The sequence below is a fragment of the Rhizobium leguminosarum bv. viciae genome, assembly GCF_012276115.1.
Classification (GTDB): domain Bacteria; phylum Pseudomonadota; class Alphaproteobacteria; order Rhizobiales; family Rhizobiaceae; genus Rhizobium; species Rhizobium leguminosarum_T.
Genome location: NZ_WIEU01000039.1, coordinates 16,771 through 30,530 on the forward strand (window position 1 = coordinate 16,771; position 13,760 = coordinate 30,530).

Annotated in this window: 14 protein-coding genes; 3 read left to right on the top strand and 11 right to left on the bottom strand. The window is 60.1% G+C overall.

Annotated features, from left to right (window positions below):
- Positions 1-197 precede the first annotated feature (197 nt).
- From GFM02_RS33995 to GFM02_RS34015, 5 genes are all read right to left on the bottom strand, one after another.
- Positions 198-1,334 carry an acyltransferase family protein gene (locus tag GFM02_RS33995; RefSeq protein ID WP_168324148.1) on the bottom strand — a complete coding sequence of 379 codons (1,137 nt, stop codon included), beginning with the start codon at positions 1,332-1,334 and terminating at the stop codon, positions 198-200.
- A 36-nt stretch (positions 1,335-1,370) separates the two neighbouring features.
- Positions 1,371-2,108, bottom strand: a complete 738-nt coding sequence (locus GFM02_RS34000) for a class I SAM-dependent methyltransferase (RefSeq protein WP_163877417.1) — start codon at positions 2,106-2,108, stop codon at positions 1,371-1,373.
- Positions 2,109-2,210: 102 nt separating this feature from the next.
- On the bottom strand, positions 2,211-3,014 hold the full coding sequence (locus GFM02_RS34005) for an anti-sigma factor family protein (protein WP_168324149.1): 804 nt from the start codon (positions 3,012-3,014) through the stop codon (positions 2,211-2,213).
- Positions 3,011-3,616 carry an RNA polymerase sigma factor gene (locus GFM02_RS34010; protein ID WP_062942521.1) on the bottom strand — a complete coding sequence of 202 codons (606 nt, stop codon included), beginning with the start codon at positions 3,614-3,616 and terminating at the stop codon, positions 3,011-3,013. Before GFM02_RS34010 ends, GFM02_RS34005 begins: the two co-directional genes overlap by 4 nt.
- 46 nt (positions 3,617-3,662) lie before the next feature.
- A complete protein-coding gene (locus GFM02_RS34015; RefSeq protein WP_168324150.1) occupies positions 3,663-4,199 on the bottom strand; it encodes a tetratricopeptide repeat protein in 537 nt (178 codons plus the stop codon).
- Positions 4,200-4,366: 167 nt separating this feature from the next.
- Between GFM02_RS34015 and GFM02_RS34020 the strand changes: the two genes are divergently transcribed.
- The 3 genes from GFM02_RS34020 to GFM02_RS34030 all read left to right on the top strand — a co-directional run bounded on the left by GFM02_RS34020 (position 4,367) and on the right by GFM02_RS34030 (position 7,243).
- On the top strand, positions 4,367-5,419 hold the full coding sequence (locus GFM02_RS34020; protein WP_168324151.1) for a 3-oxoacyl-[acyl-carrier-protein] synthase III C-terminal domain-containing protein: 1,053 nt from the start codon (positions 4,367-4,369) through the stop codon (positions 5,417-5,419).
- Positions 5,416-5,919 (top strand): isoprenylcysteine carboxyl methyltransferase family protein, encoded by a 504-nt coding sequence (locus GFM02_RS34025; protein ID WP_168324152.1) that lies wholly within the window; start codon positions 5,416-5,418, stop codon positions 5,917-5,919. The genes GFM02_RS34020 and GFM02_RS34025 overlap by 4 nt, the downstream gene beginning before the upstream one ends.
- Before the next feature lie 76 nt (positions 5,920-5,995).
- Positions 5,996-7,243: an NAD(P)/FAD-dependent oxidoreductase gene (locus GFM02_RS34030; RefSeq protein WP_168324153.1), complete on the top strand. Its 1,248-nt coding sequence runs from the start codon at positions 5,996-5,998 to the stop codon at positions 7,241-7,243.
- On the opposite strand, the gene GFM02_RS34035 is transcribed toward GFM02_RS34030, so the two are convergent.
- From GFM02_RS34035 to GFM02_RS34060, 6 genes are all read right to left on the bottom strand, one after another.
- Positions 7,233-7,772 (bottom strand): gluconokinase, encoded by a 540-nt coding sequence (locus tag GFM02_RS34035; RefSeq protein ID WP_168324154.1) that lies wholly within the window; start codon positions 7,770-7,772, stop codon positions 7,233-7,235. The genes GFM02_RS34030 and GFM02_RS34035 overlap by 11 nt on opposite strands.
- Positions 7,773-7,799: 27 nt before the next feature.
- A complete protein-coding gene (locus GFM02_RS34040) occupies positions 7,800-8,753 on the bottom strand; it encodes a peptide ABC transporter ATP-binding protein (protein WP_163877441.1) in 954 nt (317 codons plus the stop codon).
- On the bottom strand, positions 8,750-9,766 hold the full coding sequence (locus GFM02_RS34045; protein ID WP_168324155.1) for an ABC transporter ATP-binding protein: 1,017 nt from the start codon (positions 9,764-9,766) through the stop codon (positions 8,750-8,752). The genes GFM02_RS34040 and GFM02_RS34045 overlap by 4 nt, the downstream gene beginning before the upstream one ends.
- Entirely contained in the window at positions 9,766-10,656 is an 891-nt protein-coding gene (locus tag GFM02_RS34050; RefSeq protein ID WP_027666443.1) for an ABC transporter permease subunit, read from the bottom strand. The genes GFM02_RS34045 and GFM02_RS34050 overlap by 1 nt, the downstream gene beginning before the upstream one ends.
- A gap of 9 nt (positions 10,657-10,665) precedes the next feature.
- Positions 10,666-11,670 carry an ABC transporter permease subunit gene (locus tag GFM02_RS34055; RefSeq protein WP_017959055.1) on the bottom strand — a complete coding sequence of 335 codons (1,005 nt, stop codon included), beginning with the start codon at positions 11,668-11,670 and terminating at the stop codon, positions 10,666-10,668.
- Positions 11,671-11,757: 87 nt separating this feature from the next.
- The gene (locus tag GFM02_RS34060; protein WP_168268930.1) at positions 11,758-13,353 is read right to left on the bottom strand and encodes an ABC transporter substrate-binding protein; all 1,596 of its coding nucleotides are present in this window, start codon (positions 13,351-13,353) and stop codon (positions 11,758-11,760) included.
- Between the last annotated feature and the right edge of the window lie 407 nt (positions 13,354-13,760).

The window sequence follows — 13,760 nt, forward strand, 5'->3', positions numbered from 1 at the left end:
GTGTTCCTGTTGTAAAAGTCAATCTTGATCTCTCAGAGGAAACCGGCGAACCCGAGCTTTCCGGGAATGTCTTTTGCAAACCGCCCTTTTGCGTGAAGCTGATACCGCTCCCCGTTGCAATCCGCGGTTCCTGCCCTTTGCTGCCATCCCGTCTCTAGCCAATGGTTCATCTATGGCCGAGGGCTGAGGTTAGGTCTTCAATAGGTCCATTTCCTGCCCCAGTCCGTCAGCGGCTTTTCAAAGAAACGAAAGCTGACGTAAGACCACCCTAGGGACAACACAAGCGCCAAAGCAGACAGAGGAACGGCGCCGAAGCTATGCAGCGCTTCCGGCTGGCGGGCTCCGATATAAATTGCCGACAACATCAGTGGATGAACAAGATAGAGCGTATACGAGATCCGACCCAACTTCTGTAGTTTTTCATTCCTTAGATATTTAAGGTTCTCGCTTCCCAGAGAGCCAAGAATGTAAATGAGCAGTGCGCTATACAGAAGTGCGAGATAAGTATGTCCCCATGCTGCTGTAGTCGATGCGACGTTGTTTGCCATTCCGACGACTAGGGGTATGAATCCGAAGGCAAGGATCCCAACCGCTTTGGTCCACCCAGCGAAATTCCGTCGGAGCCAGTCTCTAAAGCGATCATCACGCCACAGAATGGCGACAATCCCGCCCTCTGCAAGCCCATCAAGGCGGCTAAAGGTGTGCACATACATCGTAAAGACACTGCCGTACCCGAAATAACCGACGGACCGGTAAATGATCGACGCGCCGGCCACGAGCGCTAGCATTGGCAGCAACATTCGCTTTGGAAGAAACAGGATGACAAAAGGGAAAACGAGGTAAAACTGCTCTTCGATTGCGACGGACCAAGTTACAGATATGCCGCCTGGACCCCATTGCTCATGAGTCGCCATCCAGATGTTCTGGGTGAACGTCAAATGGCGCCAAAGCGGAGTATCAGCGTTGAACACGGCGTTACTAGCGCCTGCATATACCGCGCTCCAGAATAAAAAGACCAACGCTAGATAAGATGGCACAATGCGGAGTACACGCCGTAGATAGAAATGCCTCAAAAAACGAAATGCAGGTTGTTGCCGATCGAGAATGATACCAATGATAAGAAAACCGGACAGGACAAAAAACAGGTCAACGCCGGTGCGTCCTAGGATGGTCACATCATGTATTGCCTTGAATAGAAAATTATCCCGTGACGTCAATGGTGCGCCGATGAAATGCCATATCAGCACCATGCCGACTGCAACGCCCCTCAGCCCGTCCAGTTCCACAAGACGCGGCGCTGTCGAAACGTTATAGGTCTGATTGATCTGCAGCATCAGAACATTTGCTTGCGCATTGCGAGTGCCCGCCTGTCAGTTGATACCGATTGCAGAGCCTGGGCGAGACGAGCAGAGTGCACCAGCCATATACACCATATTTCTAACGGCCACCTTCGGGGCAAAGCGAAGCAGGTTCTGGCGGATCTGGTATTTGAGCCAACCCTTTGCCCGTCCGGAAAGATATTGCTCATACTCTATATCATGAGCGAAGATCATCATCTTCTCGATGTTTAAACCCGATGTTTTCAATAAGTTCTCGAAAGAGCCGGGCGTGTAGAAGTTAATATGCCCATAGGGACCAGACATGCGGATTGACCTGTCGAGGTTGCTGGTCAGTTCGAGCGGCACTTCTATATAAAGTTTCCGGCTGACACGTTTGGCCTCGTGGAGAAACATTCGCTCGTGTTCGACATGTTCAAGAACATGAACGGCGAGGGCTAAATCGAAAGCCTGGTCAGGATGAGGAACTTTGTATCCGTCGAATTGATCGACAGAACGGACAGCGGGGATCGAACGGGCCTTTATAGCACTTACCCCGGAGGGAGAAATCTCGACTGCTGAAAAATCTTTCGCAAAGCCGGAAGCATGGAGTTCGGCCAACACCGCTCCTTCTCCCGCGCCGATATCGATGACCGAATCAAATTTTTGGTTTCCAGCAACGGTCCGTATATGAGCCACTGACTGACGAGCAGCGATGGCCCGCTTCTCGGCTACTACCCCATCAGAATAATAGTCGTCATACATATTCATCAGGCCGGCATCTGTGCGCATCTTTGTCCCCTGCATAAGATAGAGTTAAGCTTGCATACTCGAAACAGGTGCGCAACCGTGTTGGAGAACGCTGCACAAAGTACTACTTGGTTTGTGGGGTCCTCAGACAGCTACCCTCCCCCTCACCCCCTCCGCAATCACCGTCATCCTGTCCGCCACAGCGTGACCGATCAGCATGAAGGCATGCGTCGCGTTCGACCAGTAGATCACGTTCATACCTTTGCGGCTTTCGAGGTCCGGCGCCTTCGGCCCCCTGTCAGACTTGACGATGCAGAGCGCCATCGGGCCGGTCTCGGGGTCGAGATAGGCGATCTGGGCGAGCGCCTTACCATCATATTGCAGCAGCAGGGCGCGTTTGAAATCGATGCCCGGGAGCGAGACGGCTTCGGGGGAGAGTGACAGGCCGAGCTTCTCGTCAAGTCCGGCGAGCTGGGCAGCCTGGTCCTCCCTGGCTGGCACGGGGCCGGCCAGACTTTCCGGGGTATAGAGCGAGACATAGTCGGCGACCACGGCGCGCCATTCGCTGTTTTCGTCCTTTGCCGAAAAGCGTGCTCCGATGCCGATGACGGCGCGGTCGATGGCGATGCCGGCGACCAGCGAGGCGGCGAGCGCGCCGAGGAAGCGGCGTCGGTTGGCGAATATGGGCGCGGGGCCGGATTTTGCGCTTTGGTGCGCCGGGATGGCGGCAAGCATCGCCTGCAGCTTCTCGCGCGGCGCTTCCGATAGGAGCGAGGCAAAGGCCTGCTCGAACGGCAGGTTGGCGCGCGCCAGGAATTCCAACCGTTCGGCGACGCTTTCGTCTTCATTGACCAGTGCCTCGATGCGGGCTGCCTCTTCGGCCGTCAATTCGCCATCGATGAAGGCGGTCAGGTCCTCGTCGGAGGGAATGGTGTGCTTCGTCGTCATTGCCGTCCCCCTTCCGGTCCGGCGTCGGAGAGCTTGGCGCGGGCAGCCGCCAGCCGGCTCATCACGGTTCCGATCGGGATATCCAATATGCCTGCAACCTCGCGATAGGAAAGTCCTTCCACATAGGCGAGGAAAACCACCGTCCTCTGCGCCTCGGGCAGCGCATTCACCTGTTTCAGCACCTGACCCGCCATCACATGGGTTTCGGTGTCGTGCGCGCCGTCGAAGGTCAGCGTCTCCCCGGCATCGACAAAACCCTGGCCCTGGCGCACCCGGCGGGAGCGGATCTCGTTCAGCCAGATCGAATGCAGGATCGAAAACAGCCAGCGGTCGAGCCGGGTGCCGGGGATGAACTGATCGGCGCGCTCCAGCGCGCGAAGGCAGGTCGCCTGCACCAGGTCGTCGGCGACATCGCGCTGATGCGAGAGAACGAGACCATAACGCCAGAGCCTTGCCAGATTTTCCGTCAGGCCGCTCCTGATATCCGCTTCGCTCGCGATGGCCGCCTCCGCCAAACCTGCATCCCTCGAAACCGCCGGATGAACCGGCGATTCCATTCTGGCGCGACTATAGGCAGGAAAATGGGTGCGCGCGACCGACATTCTGACGTCCCTTTCGTGCTTCCATTTTCCTGCTGTGGCCTGCTGATCAGATCTTCGAGGGATCGAGGATTGCAGCGTTCAGATCCTGATATTCCTCGCAAGCCGTACCGCAGATCGCTTTGATTGACTTCAGCTGGTCCTTGGCGAGATCGAGCTGACCCTTGATGACATAGGCTTCGCCGAGATATTCGCGGACCTTGGTGTATTGCGGGTCCATCTTCACCGACTGCAGATAATAGGAGATGCCCTCGTCGGTGCGGCCGAGCTTGCGGGTGGCATAGCCGCGATAGTTCAGCACTTCGGCGGTGTTCTGATCCTTGACCGTGTCGAGCACGGCAAGCGCCTCCTCGTAGCGGCCGGCCTTGGCCAGCGAATAGGCATAGTCGGCGCGGTTCTCGTCGGAGACGTTGGCGCTCTGCTGCTTGACGCATTTCTTGGTCTTCTGGTCGTAGATCTCGCCCTTCTTGCAGACCGGGGTCGTGCTACTGTCATCACCGACCGCAAAAACCGGGCCGGAGACAACAGAAGCGGCTAGGCAGCCGCCGAGAATGATGGAAGCGATGCGGGCTGTCATGATCGTCATGGGGAACTCCTCGAAAGTGACGTTGCGACGAAAGAACACCGCTGCATCCAGCTTTATTCGGCTGCCGCTTGCATTTCTTTCTTCACCCTTTCGTGAAGCTTCAGAGCTGAATAATTTGGGCGTCCGCGTGTTTTCCTTCGTTCCGCCGGAGGGACAAGGAGAATTCTGTGACCGACACCGTCAAACTCGTCAGCCTCGCCGTTGCCACACCCGAACATGTCATTTTCCAAAAACAGGCGGTCGAAGCCTCAGCCCGGCTGTTTGCCGACCGCTTCGAGGATTTCCGCCATCTTGCCCGCGTCTTCGACAGCGCCGGCATCGAAAAGCGCCATGCGGCGCGCCCGCTTGCCTGGTTCGACGAGCCGCATGGCTGGCAGGACCGGATGCAGGCCTTTGCGGAAGTTGCAGGCGGGCTTTTCGTCGAGGCTGCCAGCTCGGCCCTTCGTCAGGCAGGGCTTGAGGCCGGCGATGTCGATTGTGTCGTGACGGTCTCCTCCACCGGCTTTACAACGCCGAGCCTCGATGCGCAGCTAGCTGGCCGGATGGGTTTCAGACCCGATATCGAGCGCGTGCCGGTCTTCGGGCTCGGCTGTGCCGCCGGCGTGTCGGGCTTTGCGATCGCCTCGCGGCTGGCGCGAAACCGGCCGGGCACTGTTGTGCTTTTCGTCTCGATCGAGCTTTGCACGCTGGCCTTCCGGCTAGACGAGTTGACGCGGCCGAACATCATCGCGACGGCGCTTTTCGGCGACGGCGCAGCCGCCTGCGTGCTGCGATCAGGCGAAGACGGGCTGGCGGAAGTGGAATCGACCGGCGAACATCTTTTTCCCGACACCCTCGATATCATGGGCTGGAAGATCGATGACGGCGGCTTCGGCATCGTGCTGGCGCAATCGCTGCCGCCCTTTGCCGAAAAGGAGCTCGGCCCGGCGGTAAAGGCCATTCTGGCGCGAAACGGGCTGAGGGTGGAGGATATCGACCGCTTCATCTGCCATCCCGGCGGCACGAAGGTGCTGGCCGCGATGGAGAGCGCGCTTTCGATGGTCCCGGGCACGCTCGATCACGAACGCGCCGTGCTTGCCGAATACGGCAACATGTCCTCGCCGACCATCCTCTTCGTGCTGGAGCGGGTGATCCGCGCCGGGTTGCCGGAGCGCGCCGCGATGATCGCCATGGGGCCGGGCTTTTCAGCCAGCTGCGTGACGCTCACGAGGGTCGCGTGATGTGGCCGTCGATCGCCCTCCTTGCCTTCGTCACGCTGCAGCGGCTGGGGGAACTTGTGCTCGCCCGGCGCAATACGGCGGCGCTTCTTGCCAAAGGCGCCAGAGAGGTCGCACCCGAACATTATCCCGTCATGGTGGCGCTGCATGCCGGCTGGATCATCGGCCTTTGGCTCACTGCACCGGGCAGGCCTGTCGCGCTCTTCTGGTTTCTGGTGTTCATGGGGCTGCAGGCGCTGCGGCTCTGGGTGCTGGCGACGCTGAAAGGCCGCTGGACGACGCGCATCATCGTCCTGCCCGGCGCGCCGCTCGTCAGATCCGGGCCCTATCGTTTCCTCCACCATCCGAACTATGCGATCGTCGTCGGCGAGATCGCCGCCCTTCCCCTCGCCTTCGGCCTGCCGCTTTACGCGATCGTCTTTTCGCTTCTCAACGCGCTAATCCTCCATGTCCGTGTGAAGGCTGAAAATGCCGCACTGAAAAGCGCAATGATTTTGAAATGAATGCGATTTTCCGTTTGCGTCGCGGTATCGGCACAGGCATTTTCACCCCGACAAACAAAGCGGAATGCAAGCGGAAATGACGAAGAACGCAATCGTGCTCGGCGCCGGCATCGTCGGGGTTTCCACGGCCATCCATCTTCAGCGGCGCGGCCGGCAGGTGACGCTGATCGATCGCAAGGATCCGGGCAACGAAACCTCGTTCGGCAATGCCGGCCTGATCCAACGGGAAGGCGTCGCGCCTTACGGCTTTCCCCAGCAGCTCGGGCTTTTGTTGCGTTATGCGTTGAATAACCGCATCGACGCGCATTATCACCTGCGCACACTGCCGAGCCAGATCGCCTTTCTCGCCCGCTACTGGTGGAACTCCGATGCGCGGCGCCACGCGATCATCACCCGGGCCTATGCGCCGCTGATCGAAAATTCGGTTGTCGAACACAAGGACCTGATCGAGGCGGCGCAGGCCGAAGGGCTGATCCGCAAGGACGGCTGGATAAAGATTTTCCGCACTGAGGCAAAGCGCGACCAGGCTCTTGCGGAGGCAGCACTTTGGCAGAATGAATTCGGCGTGGAGTATGACAGCCTGACTCCGGCCGATATCGCCCGCATGGAACCTCATATGACCGGCGATTTCGCCGGCGGCATTCGCTGGCGCGATCCCTGGTCGGTGCTCGACCCGCATGCACTGACATCGGCCTATCGCCGCTATTTCGAGAGCCTGGGTGGCCGGTTCGTCACAGGTGATGCCGCCTCGCTCGGTCCGTTCGGCTCCGGCTGGAAGATCATGACCGCAGAAGGTCCGCTCGAAGCCGAGGATACGGTGATGGCGCTCGGCCCCTGGGCGGCCGTTGCGACGCGCCGGCTCGGCTATTCCTTTCCGCTCGGCGTCAAGCGCGGCTATCACATGCATTATGCCGTCGAAGGCAATGCCGTGCTCAACAACTGGACGCTCGATGCCGAACGCGGCTATCTCCTTGCACCGATGAACCGCGGCATCCGGCTGACGACAGGGGCGGAGTTTGCAACGCTCGATGCGCCGAAGACACCGGTCCAGCTCGACCGCGCCGAAGCCGTGGCGCGCACCATCTTCCCGCTCGGAGGCAGGCTCGATCCCGAACCCTGGATGGGCGCGCGCCCCTGCACCCCGGACATGATGCCTGTTATCGGCAAGGCGCCACGCCATCAGGGCCTGTGGTTTGCCTTCGGCCATGCCCATCACGGGCTGACACTCGGGCCGGTGACCGGCCGCGTGCTGGCCGAACTCATCACCGGCGAGACGCCGTTCATCGATATCGCGGCCTATTCGCCGCAGCGTTTCAACCCGTGATGCCGAGAGAAGCGAGACCTTTGAGAGCGGTCGCAGCGATGCCTTCCACCGTGTCGTCGATATCGACGGTGACGACGCCCGGCTCGCCTGTGGGCACCTCAAGCGTCGCCAGCTGGCTGTCGAGCAGCGAGGCCGGCATGAAATGTCCCTTGCGCTCGCCCATGCGCTTCATCAGCAGCGCCCTGGAACCTTCAAGATAGACGAAGAACAAATTGCCACCGGCAGCAGCCCGCAACCTGTCGCGATAGAGGCGCTTCAGCGCCGAGCAGGAAACGATAATGCCCTCGCTCTTTTCCAGCGAGGCTTTCATCTCTTCGCCGATTCGGTCGAGCCAGGGCATCCGGTCCTCATCGGTCAGCGGAATGCCCTTCGACATCTTCTCGACATTGGCGGCCGGGTGAAGCGCATCGCCTTCGACGAAGGCCAAGTGCAGCGCTTCGGCGAGTTTCTCGCCGACGGAGGATTTGCCGCAGCCGCTGACCCCCATGACGACGATCGCATGGGCTTTGTTCGTCCGCTCATCCGGCATGCTTCCTCCTCAAGCTTGGCTTCCCGCTCAGTCGAGCGGGAAATGACAGGCATATTGTTGTGCGCCTTCTCCCCTTAATTCGGGAGAAACCTGGCGACAATAGTCCTGCGCCTTCCAGCAGCGCGGGTTGAAGTGGCAGCCCGACGGCGGCTTCAAGGGCGACGGCAGTTCGCCCTGCAGGCGGATGCGGGTCTTCTCGCGCTCGGGATCGGCGATCGGGGTCGCCGACAACAAGGCGGCCGTATAGGGATGGCGCGGCCGGGCGAAGACTTCAGCGGCAGGGCCGGTTTCGATCGGGCGGCCGAGATACATCACCATCACCTCGTCGGCGATGTGATGGACGACCGAGAGACCATGCGAGATGAAGAGATAGGCAAGCCCCATCTCCTTCTGCAGGTCCATCAGCAAGTTCAAGACCTGCGCCTGGATCGACAGATCAAGAGCCGAAACCGGCTCGTCGAGCACCAGCACTTTCGGCCGCAGCATCAGGGCGCGGGCAATGGCGATGCGCTGGCGCTGGCCGCCGGAGAACATATGGGGATAGCGGCCGTGATGCTCCGGGCGCAGGCCGACTCGGGCCATCATCTCCTCCACCTTGCGGCGGCGGGCGGCGGCATCGAGATCGGTGTTGATCTTCAGCGGCTCTTCGAGGATCGAGCCGACCTTCTGGCGCGGGTTGAGCGAGCCGTAAGGATTCTGGAAGACGATCTGCACCTGGCTACGCAAGCTGCGGTCGCCAACGCGCGCCGGCTTGCCGTCGATCAGCAATTCGCCGGCCGTCGGATCTTCGATCATCGTGACCAGACGGGCGAGCGTCGACTTGCCGCAGCCGGATTCGCCGACGACGGCGAGCGTCTTGCCGGAATGCAGGCTGAAGCTGACGCCGTTCAGCGCCTTGACCGTGGCATCGGCTTTGAAGAGGCCGCGGTTGACGGTGTAGAAGCGGGCTAGATCCCTGCCCTCGAGAACAGCGCCCGTCATACCAGGTCTCCTGCAGTTTCAACGGCCATGATGCCGGGATGTCCGAGCGGCTTGCCGTCCTTCAAAGGATAGTTGCAGAGCGCCAGTCCAAGCTCCGGTCCCTGACGGACGACGCCGCGATCGCACTCGACCGTGGCGTAGCCGCAGCGCGGCGCGAAAAGACAGCCTGTCGGGCGGCCATGCTGGCCGGGCACGACGCCGGCGATCGAAGGAAGACGCTGGCCGACCTTGGCGCGTTCGGGGAGGGCTGCGAGCAGGGCTGCGGTATAGGGATGATGCGGATCGCGGAACAGTGCCCTCACCGGCTGCTCCTCGACCTTCTGGCCGGCATATTGCACCTGCACACGTTCGGCGGTTTCGGCAACGACGCCCATGTCGTGGGTGATCAGCACCAGCGCCATGCCCTGCTCCTTCTGCAGGCGAACGAGCAGGTCGAGGATCTGTGCCTGGATCGTCACGTCGAGCGCGGTCGTCGGCTCGTCGGCGATCAGGAGCTTCGGATTGCAGGCGAGCGCCATGGCGATCATGACGCGCTGGCTCATGCCGCCGGACATCTGGTGCGGGAAGTTCGACAGGCGGTCTTCCGGCGCCGGAATGCCGACGAGGTTCAAGAGTTCGATCGAGCGTTGGCGGCGTTCCTTGCGGTTGAGGCCCATATGAAAGCGCAGGGTCTCGCCGAGCTGGAAGCCGACCGTGAAGCACGGATTGAGGCTCGACATCGGCTCCTGGAAGATCATCGCCATATCCTTGCCGACGATCCTGCGGCGCTGGCGGGCGGAGATGCCGCGCAGGTCCTTGCCGTCGAACTGCATCCGGTCGGCGGTGATCTTCGCCGTCCAGGGCAGAAGCCCCATCAGGGCCAGCATGGCAACGGATTTACCCGAGCCGGATTCGCCGACGACCGACAGGATCTCGCCCCTGTCGCAGGCGAGTGACACGCTATCGACGGCGCGGAAGAGGCCGGAAGAGGTCTGGAATTCGACCGTCAGATTTTCAATCTCGAGGAGTGACATCACGACCTCTTCAGTTTGGGATCGAGCGCGTCGCGCAGGCCGTCACCCATCAGGTTGATGGCGAGAACGGTGATGAGGATGGCAAGACCCGGGAATGTCACCACCCACCAGGCGCGCGAGATGAACTCACGGGATTCAGCCAGCATTGTTCCCCATTCGGGTGTCGGCGGCTGGGCGCCCATGCCGAGAAAGCCGAGGGCGGCGGCATCCAGAATCGCCGCCGAGAAGGCGAGCGTCGCCTGAACGATCAGTGGCCCAAGACAGTTCGGCAGGATCGTCTTGAACATCAACCGGAAGGTGCCCGCACCGGCGACCCGCGAGGCGATCACATATTCCTTCTCGCGCTCTGAAATGACCGAGGCGCGCGTCAGCCGGACGAAATGCGGCTGGTTGACCAGCGAAATCGCGATCATCGCATTGGTCAGACCGGGTCCGAGCACGGCCACCAGCACGAGAGCCAGCAGCAGCGAGGGGAAGGCCAGAATGATATCCATCAGGCGCATGATTGCGGTATCGATCTTGCCGCGGAAAAATCCGGCAACGAGCCCGATCAGGACTCCCGAAATGACCGAAAGCGTGACGACGACGACGCCGATGAAGAGCGAGAACCGCGCGCCGTAAATCAGGCGCGAGAGGATATCGCGGCCAACGGCATCCGTTCCGAGCGGGTAGGAGGCGCTGCCCGCCTCCATCCAGAACGGTACGGCCAGCAGCACCTGGCGGTTCTGCTCGTTCGGCGCATGCGGCGCAAAGAGCGGCGCAAGGATTGCGACGACCAGGATGATGCTGAACACCACCAGGCCGATGACGGCGCCCTTGTTGCGGGAGAAATAATGCCAGAACTCCGCAAGAGCGGATGGCTGGCCGGTTTTGACGGTGACCGTGCTCATGGACCGCTCCTAATGACGAATGCGCGGATTGATGAAGCCGTAGAGAACATCAACAATCAGATTGACCAGCATGATGACTCCGGCGATCAGCAGAAGGCCGCCCTGGACGACGGCATAATCGCGCTTGAAGACCGAATCGACCATCCATTTGCCGATACCCGGCCAGGAGAAGATCGTCTCGGTGAGGATGGCGCCGGCAAGAAGAACGCCGATCTGCAGACCGATCGTGGTGATGACAGGGATCATCGCATTGCGCAGCGCGTGCACGCCGACGACGCGCAGCGGCTTCAAGCCTTTCGAGCGCGCGGTGCGGACATAGTCCTCACCCAGAACCTCGAGCATCGCCGAACGCGTCTGGCGCGCGATGACGGCGAGCGGGATGGTCGCCAGCACGATGGTCGGCAGAATGAGGTAGCTGACGGCCGAGGCGAAGGCTCCCTTCTGCCCCGACAGCAGGCTGTCGACAAGCATGAATCCGGTGACCGGCTTGAAGAAATACATCAGCGAGATGCGGCCGGAAACCGGCGTCCAGCCGAGATAGCCGGAGAAGAAGATGATGAGCAGCAGACCCCACCAGAAAATCGGCATGGAATAACCGATGAGGGCAACACCCATCACGCTCTGATCGAACCACGTGCCTCGCTTGACGGCCGCAAAGACGCCGGCGGGCACGCCAAGACAGACGGCGATGATGATGGCACAGAGCGAAAGCTCCAGGGTTGCCGGGAACAATGTGAAGAACTCGCCGAGAACGGGCCGCTTGGTGACGATCGAGGTGCCGAGATCGCCTTGCAGCACTTTTCCGAGATAATCGAAATACTGCACATATATGGGCCGGTCGAAACCGAGATCGTGCATGATCTGGGCGTGACGTTCCGGCGCCATCACACGTTCACCCGACAAAAGCATGACGGGGTCGCCGGGGATCATGCGGATGAACGAGAAGGCTATCAGCGAAACGCCAAGGAATGTCGGGATCAGCACCGCGAGGCGGCCGATGAAAAAACGCAACATAGCAGGTTTTCCAATAGTTTCCGGCGGTCAGGGGAACCTGACCGCCGGCCGCACCCGGCGTTGACCGGGCAGTTTACAGATTTTTTATTATTCGGAAATGTCCACACCGTCGAAGCGGTGAATTCCGAGCGGGTCCATGAAGAAGCCCGAGACCTTCTTGCTCATCGGAACGAAGACCAATGAGTGGTCGAGCGTATTCCAGGGAGCTTCCTTCTTGAAGATCAGCTGAGCCTGCTCATAGGCCTTCGTGCGCTCGGCGACGTCGGCCGTCAGCTTGGCCTTCGTCATCAGATCGTCGAATTCCTTGTTGCACCACTGAGCGCGGTTGTTGCCGCCGACAGCATCGCAGCCAAGCAACGTATCCATGAAGTTGTCAGGGTCGCCGTTGTCGCCGGTCCAGCCAAGGATGACGGCACCGTCGCGATTCTTGTCGGACGAGAGCTTCAGATATTCGGCCCATTCATGGGTGACGATTTCCGCATCGACGCCGACCTTGGCCAAGTCGGCCTGCATCAGTTCTGCGGCGCGGCGCGCGTTCAACATGTACGGACGCGAAACCGGCATCGCCCAGATCTTCATCTTCAGATCCTTGACGCCGGCATCTGCCAGCATCTTCTTCGACGCATCGGGGTCATACTTGTCGTCTACGACGGCATCGTTATAGGACCACATCGTCGGCGGGATCGGGTTCTTGGCAACGGCTGCGGCACCCTGGAAGACGGCGTCGACGATCGCCTGCTTGTTGATCGCCATGTTCAGCGCTTTGCGGACTTCGGCCTTGTCGAAGGGAGCAATCAAGGTGTTGTAGGCGAGATACGAAACGTTCAGGCCGGCCTGCTCGAGCACGGTCAGGTTCTCGTCCTTCTTGAGTTCGGAGACGTCGGCCGCATTCGGATACGGAATGAGGTGGCATTCGCCGGCCTTCAGCTTCTGCGCGCGGACGGCAGCATCAGAGGTGATCGCGAAAACCAGATCGTCGATCTTTTCCTTGCCCTTGAAATAGGTTTCGTTCGCCTTGTAGCGGATGACGGCATCCGGCTGGTAGGCGACGAAGGTGAACGGGCCGGTGCCGAGCGGCTGCTGGTTGAGCTGCGCCATCTTGCCGTCGGCGGCAAGCTTGTCGGCATATTCCTTGGAGACGATCGAGGCGAAGTCCATGGCCAGGTCGGCGAGGAACGGCGCTTCGGGATGATTGAGGACAAACTTGACGGTGAGGTCATCGACCTTCTCGATCGACTTGATCAGCTCAGGAAAGCCCATGCCGGCGGCGTATTCGTAAGAGCCGCCCTCGACATACTTGTTCCACGGATTGTCAGCCTTGAGCTGACGCTCGAACGAGAAGATGACGTCGTCGGCATTGAAGTCACGCGTCGGCGTGAAGAAGTCGGTGGCCTGGTACTTGACGCCAGGATGAAGCTTGAAGGTGTATTCCGTGCCGTCGGCCGAAACGCTCCAGCTGTCGGCCAGGCCCGGCTCGATCTCGGTCCCGCCATGCTTGAATTCGACGAGGCGGCTATAGACCGTGCGCGACGACGCGTCGAAGGTCGTGCCTGCCGTATAGAGGCTGGGGTCGAAGCCTTCCGGCGAGCCCTCGGAGCAATAAACAAGGGTCTTGGACCAGGCCGACGTCGCCATGACGGAAATCAAGGCCGTCGCTGCCAGCATGACAGAGATCTTTTTCATAATATTTGTTTCCCGGTTGTTCTTTTTTGATGTTTGGAGACCGTAGATTGCCATCCCGGTCGACGCTCGATGGAACGATATTTATTTACTGAAAGCAACGGGCTACGCAGAAAATTTTTCCAGTTGGACAATTTTAGAAATTTTCCGTCAAAAATCAGCCTCATTCGGAAATATTCGCACAAAAAAGACCGAAATTTTGTCGCATTTGGTATAAAAACGCGCCCATCGCGACACGCAGCCAGCATTTCCCCGTTCCGGAGGCTATGTGAGATGCCCGCAAATCGGGTAGGAGGGAGCCTTGCGGCGTCCCTCCTCCCACACCACCGTGCGTACGGTTCCGTACACGGCGGTTCATGTCGCGCTCGGTTTCATGGTCCCCAATGCCCGCCGCCCTACAAGCGCCCAGC

Coding starts and splice junctions, on each gene's coding strand:
- GFM02_RS33995 (WP_168324148.1), bottom strand. CDS start 1,334: ATGCTGCAGATCAATCAGACCTATAACGTTTCGACAGCGCCGCGTCTT.
- GFM02_RS34000 (WP_163877417.1), bottom strand. CDS start 2,108: ATGCGCACAGATGCCGGCCTGATGAATATGTATGACGACTATTATTCT.
- GFM02_RS34005 (WP_168324149.1), bottom strand. CDS start 3,014: ATGACGACGAAGCACACCATTCCCTCCGACGAGGACCTGACCGCCTTC.
- GFM02_RS34010 (WP_062942521.1), bottom strand. CDS start 3,616: ATGTCGGTCGCGCGCACCCATTTTCCTGCCTATAGTCGCGCCAGAATG.
- GFM02_RS34015 (WP_168324150.1), bottom strand. CDS start 4,199: ATGACGATCATGACAGCCCGCATCGCTTCCATCATTCTCGGCGGCTGC.
- GFM02_RS34030 (WP_168324153.1), top strand. CDS start 5,996: ATGACGAAGAACGCAATCGTGCTCGGCGCCGGCATCGTCGGGGTTTCC.
- GFM02_RS34035 (WP_168324154.1), bottom strand. CDS start 7,772: ATGCCGGATGAGCGGACGAACAAAGCCCATGCGATCGTCGTCATGGGG.
- GFM02_RS34040 (WP_163877441.1), bottom strand. CDS start 8,753: ATGACGGGCGCTGTTCTCGAGGGCAGGGATCTAGCCCGCTTCTACACC.
- GFM02_RS34045 (WP_168324155.1), bottom strand. CDS start 9,766: ATGTCACTCCTCGAGATTGAAAATCTGACGGTCGAATTCCAGACCTCT.
- GFM02_RS34050 (WP_027666443.1), bottom strand. CDS start 10,656: ATGAGCACGGTCACCGTCAAAACCGGCCAGCCATCCGCTCTTGCGGAG.
- GFM02_RS34055 (WP_017959055.1), bottom strand. CDS start 11,670: ATGTTGCGTTTTTTCATCGGCCGCCTCGCGGTGCTGATCCCGACATTC.
- GFM02_RS34060 (WP_168268930.1), bottom strand. CDS start 13,353: ATGAAAAAGATCTCTGTCATGCTGGCAGCGACGGCCTTGATTTCCGTC.